The organism is Herbaspirillum sp. 1173 (assembly GCF_031455335.1).
GTDB lineage: Bacteria > Pseudomonadota > Gammaproteobacteria > Burkholderiales > Burkholderiaceae_D > Herbaspirillum > Herbaspirillum huttiense.
In genome coordinates, this window is sequence record NZ_JAVDSP010000003.1 from 230,673 (window position 1) to 244,761 (window position 14,089).

At 62.9% G+C, this 14,089-nt stretch carries 10 protein-coding genes, 1 tRNA gene and 1 pseudogene; 8 read left to right on the forward strand and 4 right to left on the reverse strand.

All coding sequences use genetic code 11. The annotated features are described in order from the left end of the window. Positions 1-141: 141 nt before the first annotated feature. Entirely contained in the window at positions 142-1,788 is a 1,647-nt protein-coding gene (locus J2X56_RS12925; RefSeq protein ID WP_121038509.1) for an OFA family MFS transporter, read from the reverse strand. A gap of 229 nt (positions 1,789-2,017) precedes the next feature. Between J2X56_RS12925 and J2X56_RS12930 the strand changes: the two genes are divergently transcribed. Then, a complete protein-coding gene (locus tag J2X56_RS12930) occupies positions 2,018-3,085 on the forward strand; it encodes a substrate-binding domain-containing protein (RefSeq protein WP_034332988.1) in 1,068 nt (355 codons plus the stop codon). 135 nt (positions 3,086-3,220) lie between these two features. Further along, positions 3,221-4,195, forward strand: coding sequence for a LysR family transcriptional regulator (locus tag J2X56_RS12935; RefSeq protein WP_310160591.1), 975 nt, complete (start codon positions 3,221-3,223; stop codon positions 4,193-4,195). Positions 4,196-4,205: 10 nt separating this feature from the next. Here J2X56_RS12935 and J2X56_RS12940 read toward each other — a convergent pair whose 3' ends face one another. Beyond that, positions 4,206-5,120 (reverse strand): LysR family transcriptional regulator, encoded by a 915-nt coding sequence (locus J2X56_RS12940; RefSeq protein ID WP_034332993.1) that lies wholly within the window; start codon positions 5,118-5,120, stop codon positions 4,206-4,208. A 168-nt stretch (positions 5,121-5,288) separates the two neighbouring features. Here J2X56_RS12940 and J2X56_RS12945 point away from each other — a divergent pair, with 168 nt between their 5' ends. The 4 genes from J2X56_RS12945 (at position 5,289) to J2X56_RS12960 (ending at position 8,408) form a co-directional block, all read left to right on the forward strand. Beyond that, complete coding sequence (locus J2X56_RS12945) at positions 5,289-6,227, forward strand: D-hexose-6-phosphate mutarotase (RefSeq protein WP_134134807.1); 939 nt, start codon at positions 5,289-5,291, stop codon at positions 6,225-6,227. A 210-nt stretch (positions 6,228-6,437) separates the two neighbouring features. After that, positions 6,438-7,517: a tartrate dehydrogenase gene (locus J2X56_RS12950; RefSeq protein ID WP_310160592.1), complete on the forward strand. Its 1,080-nt coding sequence runs from the start codon at positions 6,438-6,440 to the stop codon at positions 7,515-7,517. Positions 7,518-7,804: 287 nt separating this feature from the next. Next, positions 7,805-8,245, forward strand: a complete 441-nt coding sequence (locus tag J2X56_RS12955) for a surface-adhesin E family protein (RefSeq protein WP_121038499.1) — start codon at positions 7,805-7,807, stop codon at positions 8,243-8,245. A gap of 78 nt (positions 8,246-8,323) precedes the next feature. Further along, a tRNA-Leu gene (locus J2X56_RS12960) sits at positions 8,324-8,408 on the forward strand. A gap of 738 nt (positions 8,409-9,146) precedes the next feature. On the opposite strand, the gene J2X56_RS12965 is transcribed toward J2X56_RS12960, so the two are convergent. Continuing rightward, positions 9,147-10,055, reverse strand: a complete 909-nt coding sequence (locus J2X56_RS12965) for a LysR family transcriptional regulator (protein WP_310160593.1) — start codon at positions 10,053-10,055, stop codon at positions 9,147-9,149. Between the two features lie 109 nt (positions 10,056-10,164). Here J2X56_RS12965 and J2X56_RS12970 point away from each other — a divergent pair, with 109 nt between their 5' ends. Both J2X56_RS12970 and J2X56_RS12975 read left to right on the forward strand, forming a co-directional pair. Further along, the gene (locus J2X56_RS12970) at positions 10,165-10,971 is read left to right on the forward strand and encodes a substrate-binding domain-containing protein (RefSeq protein ID WP_310160594.1); all 807 of its coding nucleotides are present in this window, start codon (positions 10,165-10,167) and stop codon (positions 10,969-10,971) included. Between the two features lie 57 nt (positions 10,972-11,028). Further along, positions 11,029-12,336, forward strand: a complete 1,308-nt coding sequence (locus J2X56_RS12975; RefSeq protein ID WP_209568545.1) for an MFS transporter — start codon at positions 11,029-11,031, stop codon at positions 12,334-12,336. Here the strand turns inward: J2X56_RS12975 and J2X56_RS12980 are convergent. Continuing rightward, a pseudogene (locus tag J2X56_RS12980) lies at positions 12,240-13,899 on the reverse strand (methyl-accepting chemotaxis protein). The gene J2X56_RS12975 and the pseudogene J2X56_RS12980 sit on opposite strands and share 97 nt — an antisense overlap. Positions 13,900-14,089 lie beyond the last annotated feature (190 nt).

A 14,089-nucleotide genomic window follows, 5' to 3' on the forward strand; every position in this document is an offset into this window, starting at 1 on the left:
GCAGCTTGTGTCAGCGGCTTTCGCCGCTGCGGTCCTGCGTGCAGGCCGGGTGGAGCCGGCCTGCGGGTGTAACAATGACTTGACTACAAATTCACGCGACTACGTAATCAAAAATTACATCGTCGTTGAGGTGTTGCACAATCAGCGGAACAGCACGGCCGACTTCTGCAGCACCAGGGTGATACCCCAGATCAGCGGAATGCCGACGGCCGCCCAGGCCAGGCCGATGACGACCGGGTTGCCGCCGCTGCCGATCTGCGACATGTCGCCCGAACCGGCGGTGACGGCCGCGTCGGCGGCCGACTTTTCGTGGGCCAGCTGCTTTTCACGGGCCAGTTCTTCCGGCGTCATGAAGTGCTTGGCAGCGACCGGGCGGATCAGCAGGTTGCAGATCAGGCCCAGCACCAGCATGCCGGCCAGGATGTACATGGTGGTGTTGTAGACCTCGTTCTTGGGCATGCCCAGGGACAGCTGGTACTCACGCATGTAGTTCACCACCACCGGGCCCAGGATGCCGGCGGTCGCCCACGCGGTCAGCAGGCGGCCGTGGATGGCGCCCACCATCTGGGTGCCGAACAGGTCGGCCAGGTAAGCAGGGACGGTGGCGAAGCCGCCGCCATACATCGACAGGATGATGCAGACTGCGCCGACGAACAGCGGGATGTTGCCGGCCTTGGCCGACCACGGCAGGCTCACGTACAGCACGAAGCCCAGCACGAAGAAGATGGCATAGGTCATCTTGCGGCCGAAGAAGTCCGAGCACGAAGCCCATGCGAAACGGCCACCGATGTTGAACAGCGAGATCAGACCGGTGAAGCCGGCAGCCAGTGCCGCGATACCGGCCTTCTGCTCGACCGACAGGTCATTGAAACCGATGTCCACGCCCAGCAGCTTGCCGCCGAAGACTTCCTGCAGCATCGGCGAAGCGATGCCGATGACGCCGATACCAGCCGACACGTTCAGGCAGAGCACCAGCCACACCAGCCAGAACTGGGGAATGCCCCAGACCTTGGAGACGTGCACGTGGTTCTGGGTGATCATGGTCGCCGAGGACTTGGCCACCGGCGGAGTCCAGCCAGCCGGCTTCCAGCCGGTGGGCGGCACGCGGTAGCCGAATGCACCGGCCATCATGAAGACGAAATAGATCACGGCCATGACCACGAAGGTTTCCCACACGCCCACGGAGGTGGGGGAGGCAAACTTCTTCATCAGCGCATCGGCCAGCGGGGTGCCGACCAGGGCACCACCGCCGAAGCCCATGATGGCCATACCGGTGGCCATGCCGCGACGGTCAGGGAACCACTTGATCAGGGTCGACACCGGCGAGATGTAGCCCAGGCCGAGACCGACGCCACCGATGACGCCCGAGCCCAGCCACATCAGCCAGATCTGGTGCGTCTTCACGCCCAGGGCCGAGATCAGCAGGCCGCCGCACCAGCAGATGGCAGCCACCACACCGGCCTTGCGGGGACCGGCGTGTTCCAGCCAGCCGCCCCACAGCGCAGCGGAGATGCCCAGCAGGACGAAGAACATCGTGTACATCCAGCCCAGCATGGAAATCTTCCAGTCACAGGTGGACGAGAAGACTTGCGCGAAGAAGCCGATATCGGCACCGCAAGCGATGGGCGCGGTCACGCCCAGGGCCTTGGACAGCGGCAGCCAGAACACGGAGAAACCGTAGGCCATGCCGATGCACAGGTGGATTGCGAGCGCTGCTGGCGGTACCAGCCAGCGATTGAAGCCAGGCTTGGCGACCGTGTGTTCCTTGTTCAGGAAATCGAAAGCCATTATTCCTCCGAATATTTTATGAGTGTGTGATGTGGGCAAATCGAAGGAAGGACTGCATCGCAAAGCCGGTAGGGGCGGATCGTGACACCGACCCATCTTTGCGGCGATATCCTTCTCTTTTCGTTTATTTATTTATGTACAACACCGCATATATTTTCTATCATTTATGCAGAGTGACGCGAAATTATCACCGATAAACGGCCGTTTCAATATGCTTTCTTTCACATAAATGTTCAAAGTCCACATCAAACCTCACTGGGAAATCGCCTACGACAACGAGGCGGCGCTGGACACGGCCAACTTGTTGACCCTGCTCACCGCGATCCAGCAGAGCGGCTCGATTGCGCGTGCCGCGCAATTGACGCGCTATTCCTATCGCCATGCCTGGGGCCTGCTGCGCGAGGCCGAGCGCCTGTTCGGCAACGCCCTCATTGAAAGCGGGCGTGGCCGCGGCACCACATTGACCGATTTCGCCAGCAAGCTGTTGTGGGCCGATCGCCTGGTGACGGCGCGTCTCTCCCCTACCCTCGACAGCCTGGCCTCGGAACTGGAAGTGGAGCTGGGCAAGACGGTGGAAGGCAAATCCGAGAAGGTGCGCCTGAACGCCAGCCACGGCTTTGCGGTGGCGGCGCTGCTCAACAAGATCAATGAAGGCCGCCTGCCGGTGGAGGTGCGCTACCGCCACAGCACCGATGCGGTGGCGGCGCTGTCGCGCCAGGAATGCGACCTGGCGGGCTTCCATGTGCCGCTGGGAGAATTCGAGAAACCGGCCATCGCCACCTATGCCAAGTGGCTCAACAAGCGCAGCGATTGCCTGATCCACCTGGCCATCCGCAACCAGGGCCTGTTCGTCGAGCCGGACAATCCCAAGGGCTTGCGCGGCCTGGCCGACCTCACCCGCACCGACCTGCGTTTCGTCAACCGCGAAGCAGGATCGGGCACGCGCATGCTGCTGGAACTGATGCTCAATGGTGCCGGCATCCCCCACAAGAAGATCAACGGTTTCGAGAACACCGAGTTCACGCACTCGGCGGTGGCCGCCTTCATCGCCAGCGGCATGGCCGATGTCGGCTTCGGCGTGCAGACGGCGGCGCATCGTTTCGGCCTGGGCTTCATCCCGCTGGTGCGCGAGCGCTACTTCTTCGCGCTGCCGGCGGCGTCCTTGCAGGATCCGCTGATCCGCTCGGTGATCGATATCCTGCAATCGGACAGCTTCCGCAAGGTGGTCAACAACCTGGCCGGCTATGACGCAAACGACATGGGCAAGATCCAGACCATCAAGGAAGCCTTCGGCTGACCGGTACCGGCCCGAGGCCACACTGCACCAAGCGCCGCTTGTGGGCGTGGGGCGAAGCGGCTACACTCGCGCCCCTGGCCTGCTGCCGTCCTGGCAGCAGGCGCTTCTCTTTTCGCTGCCACGCCTCCCTGCGCCATGAATTCCGCTGCAAGCCATTCCCCCGCCCTGTCTCCTGCCTTGCCTGCACTGGCGGGCATGGATGCGCGCCTGCTGCGCCTGCTCGATGCCGTTCTCGATGAAGTCCATCTGGCGCGTGCCGCGGCGCGTGTGGGCCTGCCCCTGCCGGCTGCGGCCAGTGCGCTGGAACGATGCCGTCAGTTGCTGCGTGATCCGCTGCTGGAAGATGGCGGCACGCAGATGCGGCTGACGGCCACGGCACAGGCGCTGCGTGAGTCGGTGCGCCAGCTGCTGGCCGGCGATGCGCAGGCGCAGACGGCCAGCCCGGCGCAGCACGCCCCATTGCAAGCCGCAGCTGCGCAACGCGTGCGCATTCTCATGCCGGACTATCCGGCGCAGGTGGTAGCGCATGCGCTGTATCTGGAACTGGCTGCCGAGCTGCCGTCACTGGATCTGGAATTCCAGACCTGGCTGGGCGATGCCGATGCCGCCGCCCGTCTGGAACGCGGGCAGACCGATCTGGTCCTGGGTGCAACCAGGCCGACCGGCCAGCTGCGCGGACGTGAAGTGCTGCAGGAGCGCTGCGTGGCCGTGATGCGGCGCGATCATCCGGCAGCGCATGCGCTGACCTTGTCGCGCTGGCTCTCGTATCCGCACCTGCAGATCGCCTGCCACGACACGCTCAACCGCATGATCGACGAGCAGGTCGCCATGCAGGGCCTGCGTCGTCGCGTGGGCATGGTGATCCCGAATTTCCTGATGGCTCCGGCACTGTTGCAGGGCTCGGACCTGATCGCGGTCATGCCCATGCATTGCGTGCCGGCCGCTACCGCTGCGCATCCGGTGGCACTGACCTGTCTGCGCCCGCCGCTGCCGCTGGAGGCCCCGCCGCTGCGCTTGCTGCAGCATCGCCGTCACGCGGAAGATGCCTCGGTGGCGCTGGTGGCGCAGGTGCTGGAGCGCATCGTGCGGCAGCGATTCGACGGACGTTGAATCCGCCCGGCTACACCGTCGCCGACGATGCCGTGACATCCAGATGCTTCTGCAGGAAGCGCACGCATTCCCGCACCTTGGCCGAATTCTTCAACTGCACCGGATAGACCGCACACAGGTCGGCCTCCTGGAAATACTGCGGCAGCACCCGCACCAAGCGCCCGCGCTTGAGGCTGTCGGCCACATCCCAGATCGAACGCAGGATGATGCCGTGCCCATCCACCGCCCACTGGTGGATGATCTCGCCGTGGTTGGAGGCCAGTCCACCGGACACCTTCACCGTCTCCTGTCCCTTGGGGCCCATCATGCGCCAGATCCCGAAGGACTGGTTGCGCTCGCGGATCACCAGGCACTGGTGCTGGCGCAGCGCAGCCAGGTCGGCGGGCGCGCCATGCTTCTTCAGATACGCCGGGCTGGCGCACAGCACGCGCTGGCTGGGCAGGATGCGCTTGGAGAACAGGTGCGGCTCATGCCCCGCGCCCACCCGGATATCGAGGTCGATGCCCTCGTTGACCAGATCGATCTGCCGGTCCACCAGCTCCAGCTGTATCTTCAGTTCCGGATGTTCGCTGGCAAAGCGCGACAGCAGCGGCGACACCACCTTGCGCCCCAGGCCGAAACTGGTACTGATCTTCAACAACCCGCGCGGCACGCGCTTGGCGCTGCTGACCGTTTCCATCATCTGCTCGACATCGTCGAGGATCTTGCGCGCCCATTCGTGGACATTGCCGCCGTCCTCGGTCATGACCACGCTGCGCGTGGTGCGATGGAACAGGCGCACGCCCAGCGCCTGTTCCAGCAGGGCGATGCGCTTGCTGATGTAGGCCGGCGAGGCACCCACTTCACGTGCCGATTCCGCAAAGTTGCTGTGGCGGGCTACCACGCAGAACAGGCGCAGGTCTTCGAGCAGGGGAGAATTGTTCACGATATGTAGGCATTGGAGTCCACGATCTGTGGATTATAGTCCCGGACCGCCCACCTCCCCCAACCTGGCGAGACGCAGCGCATCGCCTGCCCCAGCGGCCAATTTCCCGCAAGCGCCCGAAATGTGGCAGTCTTGCGCAATCGCAACGAATTCTCTTGGAGTAGCAGCATGAGCCTCATCGACGAACAGGAAGTCCCGCCCGATCTCCCTCATATCCAGCGCATCGAAGTCAATCAGCTGCAATGCCTGCGCGTGCAGACCGAGCGCGCCGAACTGCTGATCGCCGAGCAAGGCGCGCAGGTGCTGCGCTACCAGGTGCACGGCCAGGAACCGGTGATCTGGATGAGCGAAGAAGCCGCCTTCGAAGCCGGCAATTCGGTACGTGGCGGCATCCCGGTGTGCTGGCCGTGGTTCGGCGACCTCATGCGCAACCCGCCGCAAGTACAAGCGCTGCACGCTGGTGGCCGCCTGCCGGCGCACGGCCTGGTGCGCGGCATTCCCTGGCTGCTGATGGAAAACGCCATCGAAGGCGATACCGTGCGCCTGGTCCTGGCCATCCCGCCGACGACCGAATCGCCGGCCCTGCGCCACCTGCCGCCGGGCATCGAACTGCGCCTGGAAATCCTGCTGGATGACCGCCTGCACCTGAAACTCACCACCCGCAATGGCAGCGAACAGCACATCGCCCTCACGCAAGCGCTGCACAGCTACTTTGCGGTCAGCAGCATCCACAACGTGACGGTCGATGGCCTCGAAGGCCAGCGCTATATCGAAACGCTGGAAGGCTGGGCCGAGCGCGAGCAGAAGCGTCCGCTGGTGGTCAGCAGCGAGACCGACCGCATCTACCTGGACCTGCCGCCGCACCTGGCCATCCGCGACGAGGGCTGGAACCGCCGCATCCACATCGAGGCCAGCGGCTCGACCTCGGCCGTGGTCTGGAACCCGTGGGTGAGCAAGGCGCGCCGCCTGTCGCAGTTTGCCGATGATGCCTGGCAGCGCATGCTGTGCATCGAGACCGCCAACGTGATGGACGATCTGGTGGAACTGGAACCGGGCGCCGAGCACACCATGGGCGTGACCCTCTGGGGCGAGACGCTGGGCGGCTGACGCGGCCCTCGCAGCAGACTCACCCGAAAAAGGCAGTGCTGTCATGACGGCACTGCCTTTTTTCATGGCTGACGTTTTCTGCACTGTTCACGAATCGTGTTTTATAAAATCACCAGTTCGTGGATGATCTGGCGCGGGAAGCGATTTATGATGGCTGCACTTTACAGACCCGGCATGCCGGTTTCCCCTTTCTCCAGAGGAGCAGCAACGATGAGCAAGACCCACAAGATCGCCGTCATCGCCGGTGACGGCATCGGCCAGGAAGTGATGCCCGAAGGCCTGCGCGCGGTCGAGGCCGCCAGCAAGAAGTTCGGCATCGACATCGAGTTCAGCCATTTTGACTGGGCGCACTGCGGTTATTACGCGCAGCACGGCAAGATGATGCCGGATGACTGGTTCGATCAGTTGAAGGGTTTTGAAGCCATCTTCTTCGGCGCGGTCGGCTGGCCGGCCACGGTGCCCGATCACGTCTCGCTGTGGGGTTCGCTGCTGAAATTCCGCCGCGATTTCGACCTCTACGTCAACCTGCGTCCGGTGCGCCTGATGCCTGGCGTGCCCTGCCCGCTGGCCAACCGCAAGCCGGGCGACATCGATTTCTACGTGGTGCGCGAGAACACCGAAGGCGAGTACTCTGCCATCGGCGGCCGCATGTTTGAAGGTACCGAGCGCGAGACCGTGATCCAGGAATCTGTGTTCAGCCGCAAGGGTACCGACCGCATCCTGAAGTTCGCCTTCGACCTGGCGCAGAGCCGCCCCAAGAAGCACCTGACCTCGGCCACCAAGTCCAACGGCATCGCCATCACCATGCCTTACTGGGATGAGCGCGTGGAAGCCATGGGCGCCAAGTATCCGGACGTGCGCCGCGACAAGTACCACATCGACATCCTGACCGCGCACTTCGTGCTGAACCCGGACCGCTTCGATGTGGTGGTGGCGTCCAACCTGTTCGGCGACATCCTCTCCGACCTCGGCCCGGCCTGCGCAGGCACCATCGGCATTGCGCCCTCGGCCAACATCAATCCGACGCGCGAGCTGCCGTCGCTGTTCGAGCCGGTGCACGGTTCGGCCCCGGACATCTTCGGCAAGAACATCGCCAACCCGGTGGCCACGATCTGGTCCGGTGCGATGATGCTGGACTTCCTGGGCAATGGCGAAGGCAAGTATCGCCAGGCGCACGACGCCATGCTGGCGGCCATCGAGGAGGTGCTGGTCAATGGACCGACCACGCCGGACCTGGGCGGCAAGAGCAATACGACCGAAGTGGGCAAGGCGATTGCTGCAGCGATCTGATCGCTGACCAGTCTTCATTGCAGCAACAAGTGGCTCGCCTGGTGCGGGCCATTTTTTCGTGGGGCATTTCATGCGGTGGGGCCATGTTCAATCGTAAAGGGCATGTTAGGATGGCCGCACTTTCATTTTTCGCGATCGATGAGTTGGACATGGCTGCAAGCCTGCGCATGACAGGACACCGCTTGCTGGCGGAGCTGCTCTTCTGGAGCATCACGCTGGTGCTGTTGCTGGAGGACGATGTCGCCATGCTGGCCATGATGCTGACCTGACGCGACGCCCTGCCCCACATGGATCCACGCTTTTCTTCTTTCCTCTCCGCTCCACGCCTGTCCCTTCTGCTGGCGACGGCACTGGCTGCGGCCTGCCTGCCGGCGCATGCCGAGTGGATGCCGCTGGGGGAGAACAACATCGGCAGCTTCTTCATCGACAAGGGCAGCATCGTCAACACGCGCAGCGTGCGGCAGGCGCAGATCCTGCTGAACTGGAACCGTCCGCAGCTGCTGATGGGCCAGGGCAGCAAGACGTATTACCTGTCGGAGATCTCGACCGCCTACTTTGACTGCACGGCGCGCCAGCTCGGCTTTGGCAGCCGCAAGATGTATGCGCAGGCCGATGGCAAGGGCCAGTTGCTGCTGGCACCGCAGCTGGCATATTCGGACGTGAAGCTGCAGGATCCGATACCTGGTTCGACGGGGGAACGGGCCATTGAGGCGGTGTGCGGTAAATAATTTTCACATCGGCGATGCGGCGTGACCTTCAGGGCTTGCCCGGCGGAGCGAAATCGGTAATAATCGCTGGCTCGCGTCGCCGGGATGGCGGAATAGGTAGACGCACGGGACTCAAAATCCCGCGCCGCAAGGCGTGCCGGTTCGATTCCGGCTCCCGGCACCACAGAATTGTTTGATGCAGTACCGAGATGTTTGAAAGCCCGCAGTGTCCGATGACACTGCGGGCTTTTTGTTGTTCAAGTCCGTCCAGGGACCTGGCATCAGCTTTCTTCGTGGCCCCAGAAAACGTAAAAGTTTTTTGGTGCGCAACTCGAGAATGATTTCTCCGAAGACTGGCTCGCCGTCGCTACCGCTGTCTGTCCATGGATGATTTCCGTTGACCTGCGCCGTTCGTCAAGGACTTCATTCTTCATGTATCGCGAGATCGCCTGCCAGCAGGGCCAAGGATGGATCCTGTACCAGTCCGGCTATCCATTTGGCCGGGAAGGCCCGCCCTCTCGGGAGCGAAAATAATTTTCTGCAGAAAGCTGTATCATTTTTCCGCCCACAGCTATATAATCGCCCCCTCTTCGAAAAAAGACCGCCGCAACCGCGCCCTCCAGCGCATGCCGCCACCCCGTTTTTCGACAGGCAGCGAGTCACGGACAACAGCATCAACCGCAGGTCCGGATTGCAAAGAATACAAACAAAAAGGCCCTCGCTTGCGAGGGCCTTTTTTATGGCCAACGGTTTTGCAAACAATTTGCGCAACCCCGCCAGAAACCGCGCCAACGCTGGAAACTTATCCCCGTTTTATGTGCATAAACTTGTGGATAAGCCATTTTCACCCCACGCAAGTGCCGTCCCCGCCTGCCCTCCCAATAAACCGCACAAAATTTAGGCAGCCCTGTGTACCAGAAAATCATTTACGCGGCTTGCTCGCCATCGCCTCGCGCAAGGCTTGCGCCAGCGTCGCGGCCGCCGGTTTCAGGACTCGTCCCTTCAAGGTAATCAAGCCCATCGCCCGGCTCAAGACCGGACTGGTCACCGGCCGCGCCACAATGCCCTTGTAGGGCGCATTGCGAATGGCCAGCTCCGGCAGCAAGGCCACCCCGAGCCCGGCGGCGACAAGGCTGATGGCCCCGGCCACGTGATTGGTCTCATACTGGATCACCGGCCGCTGCGGTACCCGCGAGAAGGCATTGTCGATCAGGCTGCGATTGCCGCTGCTGGAGGAGACCGACACCAGCTTCTCCCCCGCCAGCGACTTCCAGTGCAAGCTGCTCTGCGCAGCCAGCGGATGATGGGTCGGCATCACCGCCAGATAACGTTCGCGCGTCAATTCCTGGAAATCGATCTCGGCTTCCTGCGCGCCGATGAAGTTCACGCCGAAATCGGCCTCGCCCTTGCGCACGCTCTCCAGCACCTCCGCCGCATTTTCGTCGATGATGCGCACCCGCACATTGGGATGCGTGCGCGCGTACGGTTTCAATACCAGCGGCAGCAAATTGTTGGCCACCGAGGGCACGCAGGCCACCGTCACGTGTTCGCGCCGATGCGCCATGCCCTGCTCCACGCTCCTGACGGCCAGCTCCAGTTCATCCATCACGGCCTGGGCATGCACCAGAAACAATTCACCGGCAGGGGTGAGCGAGACGCGCCGCGTGGTGCGATCGAACAGTCTTTCCTGCAAGGCCTGCTCCAGGTTCTCGATGCGGCGACTCAGTGCCGGTGCCGTGATGAACAGTCCCTCAGCCGCCGCCCGAAAGCTTGACTGGCGCGCGACGGCGAGAAAGGCCTGCAATTCGGCGGTCTCGATATTGATGCGCATTTTTTATCAATCCCCAGAATAATTGCAATTAACTTTTCAACGGATTCTACGCAAACTGCCGGGTTTCATCCCTCACCACGACGAAATACATCGTCATCAGGAGATCCGCATGATCCGTTCCAACTCCACCGCACGCTGTGTGCGCACCTCCATCTTCCAGCGCAGTGTCCTGGCCCTGGCACTGGGTGCCGTCACTTCGCTGGCCTCTGCCGCCGACCTGCACGTGGTCAGCTCGGGTGGCTTTGCCGCCGCCTACAAGGCACTGGCCCCCGCCTTCGAAAAGAAGACCGGCCACAAACTCATCTCCGGCTGGGGCCCATCCATGGGAGAAACCCCGCAAGCCATTCCCAATCGCCTGCAACGCGGCGAACAGATCGACGTGGTCATCATGGTCGGCGACTCGCTGGACAAGCTGGTGGCCGAAGGCAAGGTTTCCAAGTCCGAGCACAAGCTGCTGGCCCTCTCGCGCATCGGCCTGGCCGTCAAGGCCGGTGCCCCCAAGCCTGACATCTCCAGCATCGACGCCTTCAAGCGCACCCTGCTGACCGCCCATTCGGTGGTCTACTCCGACAGCGCCAGCGGCGTGTTCCTCTCCACCAAGCTCTTCAAGCGCCTGGGCATCGACCAGCAGATGGCCTACAAGGGCCGCATGATTCCGGCCGAACCGGTCGGTGAAGTGATCGCCCGCGGCGATGCCGAAGTGGGCCTGCAGCAAATCTCCGAGCTGAAGCCGGTCAAGGGTATCGACATCATCGGACCGATCCCCGAGAGCGCCCAGCAGATCACCCCCTTCTCCGGTGGCGTCGTGGTCGGCACCCACCAGCCCAAGGCCGCCAGGGAACTGCTGGACTTCCTGGCCTCGCCCGAAGCCATCGACGCCATCAAGGCATCCGGTCTGGACCCCGCGCCTCGCTGAAGAATGTGAAGGAAGGCGTCCAAGTACTGCCTCAAAGAGAGAAAGAGAGAGACCGACATGAACACAACAACCAAAACAAGCAGCACCGCCAAGCACTCCAAGCTGTCCACCGTCCTGCGGGTGACCAGCGGCAACTTCCTGGAGATGTTCGACTTCTTCCTGTATGGCTTCTATGCCAGCTACATCTCCAGGACCTTCTTCCCGTCGGACAACGAATTCGTCTCGCTGATCCTGACCTTCGGCACCTTCGGTGCGGGCTTCCTGATGCGCCCGCTGGGCGCCATCATCCTGGGCAGCTACATCGATCGTGTCGGCCGTCGCCAGGGCTTGATCGTCACGCTGGCCATCATGGCCATCGGCACCTTGCTGATCGCCTTCGTGCCCGGCTATGCCACCATCGGCATCGCGGCACCGATCCTGGTGCTGACGGGACGATTGCTGCAGGGCTTCTCGGCGGGGGTGGAGCTGGGCGGCGTGTCGGTCTATCTGGCCGAGATGGCCACGCCCGGCAACAAGGGCTTTTACGTGAGCTGGCAGTCGGCCAGCCAGCAGGCGGCCATCATGGCGTCCGCCTTGATCGGCTATCTGGTCAGCCAGTGGCTGTCGCCGGTGCAGATCAGCGAATGGGGCTGGCGCATCCCCTTCTTCATCGGCTGCATGATCGTGCCGGCCATCTTCATCATCCGCCGCTCGCTGCAGGAAACGGAAGAATTCATGGCCCGCAAGCACCATCCGGGTTTTGCGGAAATCATGGCCTCGATCGCCCAGAACTGGAAGATCGTGGTGGCCGGCATGATGATGGTGGTGATGACGACCGTGTCGTTCTATCTGATCACGGTCTACACGCCGACCTTCGGCAAGACCGTGCTCAAGCTGTCGGCCTCCGACAGTCTCATCGTGACCTTCTGCGTGGGCTTGTCCAACTTCTGCTGGCTGCCCGTCATGGGCGCACTGTCGGATCGCGTGGGCCGTCGTCCGGTGCTGGTGGCCTTCACGCTGCTGACCTTGCTGACGGCGTATCCGATGATGTCCTGGCTGGTCGCCGACATCAGTTTCAAGAACCTGCTGATCACCGAGCTGTGGCTGTCCTTCCTCTATGCCAGCTACAACGGCGCGGCAGTGGTGGCGCTGACTGAAGTGATGCCGGCGCACGTGCGCACGGTCGGCTTCTCGCTGGCCTACAGCCTGGCTACCGCGATCTTCGGCGGCTTCACGCCGCTGGTCTCGACCTGGCTGATCGATTCGACCGGCGACAAGGCCGCCCCTGGTTACTGGATGAGCTTTGCGGCGGTCTGCGGGCTGATCGCGACGCTGGTGCTGTATCGGGGCAAACCGGCAACGGCATCCGCAAGCTCCACTGCCTGAGCGGCCTCTTCCGGTGGCAGCAGCGGCAGCCGGAACACGCCCACCAGTTCGCGCAGCCGCTGCGACTGCTGCTGCAAGGACTGCGCAGCCGCAGCCGCCTGTTCCACGAGTGCGGCATTCTGCTGCGTCGTCTCATCCATGTGCACGATGGCCTGATTGACCTGTTCGATGCCGGTACGCTGTTCTTGGGTAGCGTCACTGATCTCCCCGACGATGTGCGAAACGCGCTGCACGCTGATCACCACGTTTTCCATCGTCGAACCGGCCTGCTCCACCAGACGTCCACCGGCATCCACCTGCGCCACCGAATCATCGATGAGCGCCTTGATTTCCCTGGCGGCGCCGGCGGAACGCTGGGCCAACGAACGCACCTCCGAGGCGACCACCGCAAACCCCCGGCCTTGTTCACCGGCGCGTGCCGCTTCCACCGCTGCGTTCAAGGCAAGGATGTTGGTCTGGAAGGCGATGCCATCGATCACGCCGATGATGTCGACAATGCGGCTCGAGGCTTGGCTGATACCCGCCATGGTTGCCACCACCTCCTGCACCACCGCACCGCTGCGCGCAGCCACTGTCGCGGCTTCGGCTGCGAGCTGGTTGGCCGCCTTGGCGTTGTCCGCGGTCTGGCGCACGGTGGAGGTGAGTTCTTCCATCGCGGCGGCGGTCTGCTCCAGCGACCCTGCCTGCTGCTCGGTACGCGAAGAGAGATCGAGATTGCCGCCGGCGATCTCGGAGGATGCAGTGGCAATGGTCTCGGCCCCCCTTCGTACCTCGCCCACGATGCCGGTGAGACTGCCATTCATCTGGCGCAACGCCTCCAGCAACTGGCCGAGCTCGTCCCGCCCCCCCGGTTCGATACGACTGTCGAGGTTGCCATGGGCCACCTGCTGCGCCACCCCGACCGCATGCCGCACCGGGCGGGTGATGGAACGCGTGATCCACCACGCGCACGCACCGCCGGATGCCACTGCCAGCAGGGCGATGGCCAGCATGATGCGTGTCTTCTGGTGATACTGCGCGGCGGCTTCTTCACCGCTGCGCTCCATCATTCGCGTACCAACGGCGATGTAGCCCTTCAGCCGCGCGATGGTGTTCTCCTGATCCTTGGCGCAGGGTGGTCAGCAGAAATTCGGTGGCATCCATGGTGGCACCGGTGGAAGCCAGTTGCAGGAAGCGCTGCTGTCCCTCGTAATACTTGCTACGCAAGGCGAGGATGTCGGCAAATGATTTGCGGCCTTGCTCGCTGGACAGGCGCGCCTGCAACTGGTCCAGAGTGGCCGTGATGGCCGCTTCGCCCTTGGCGATGCGGGCAATCTCCTCGGTCAGCTTCTGATGGTCGTCCAGCAGTAGCAGGTTGCGCATGGCGCTGGCGTTTTCACTGATGCGCAAGAGCACGTCATTGGCCAGCAGGACCTGCGGGTATCGGTCCTCGACGATGCGGCGCGTATCCTGGTGCAATGTGAACAGACTGGCGATGGCCAGGACCGTAATGCCGGTCAGCAGCGCCAGCACCAGGCCGAAGCCCAGCGAAAGACGTGTACCCAGTTTGAGGTGTGCAAGCATGAAGACTCTCCGCGACGCAAGAATGCCGGCGGACGCGGCAGCGGTGCCGTCCGGCAATCAATCCGGTATGGATAAAAAAATGGCGGAGAAAACTGCTTCTCCGCCCAAGGCACTACGAAGCGCCCATCCGCTCCAGGAGGGGCGCACGCAAGACCAGACTATTCACAGAAGGTAAAGCGGCCCTCGGCAT

What these genes read in the sequence shown, in the direction of transcription:
- J2X56_RS12925 (WP_121038509.1), bottom strand. Translation starts at nt 1,788, where the DNA reads ATGGCTTTCGATTTCCTGAACAAGGAACACACGGTCGCCAAGCCTGGC.
- J2X56_RS12930 (WP_034332988.1), top strand. Translation starts at nt 2,018, where the DNA reads ATGTTCAAAGTCCACATCAAACCTCACTGGGAAATCGCCTACGACAAC.
- J2X56_RS12935 (WP_310160591.1), top strand. Translation starts at nt 3,221, where the DNA reads ATGAATTCCGCTGCAAGCCATTCCCCCGCCCTGTCTCCTGCCTTGCCT.
- J2X56_RS12945 (WP_134134807.1), top strand. Translation starts at nt 5,289, where the DNA reads ATGAGCCTCATCGACGAACAGGAAGTCCCGCCCGATCTCCCTCATATC.
- J2X56_RS12950 (WP_310160592.1), top strand. Translation starts at nt 6,438, where the DNA reads ATGAGCAAGACCCACAAGATCGCCGTCATCGCCGGTGACGGCATCGGC.
- J2X56_RS12955 (WP_121038499.1), top strand. Translation starts at nt 7,805, where the DNA reads ATGGATCCACGCTTTTCTTCTTTCCTCTCCGCTCCACGCCTGTCCCTT.
- J2X56_RS12965 (WP_310160593.1), bottom strand. Translation starts at nt 10,055, where the DNA reads ATGCGCATCAATATCGAGACCGCCGAATTGCAGGCCTTTCTCGCCGTC.
- J2X56_RS12970 (WP_310160594.1), top strand. Translation starts at nt 10,165, where the DNA reads ATGATCCGTTCCAACTCCACCGCACGCTGTGTGCGCACCTCCATCTTC.
- J2X56_RS12975 (WP_209568545.1), top strand. Translation starts at nt 11,029, where the DNA reads ATGAACACAACAACCAAAACAAGCAGCACCGCCAAGCACTCCAAGCTG.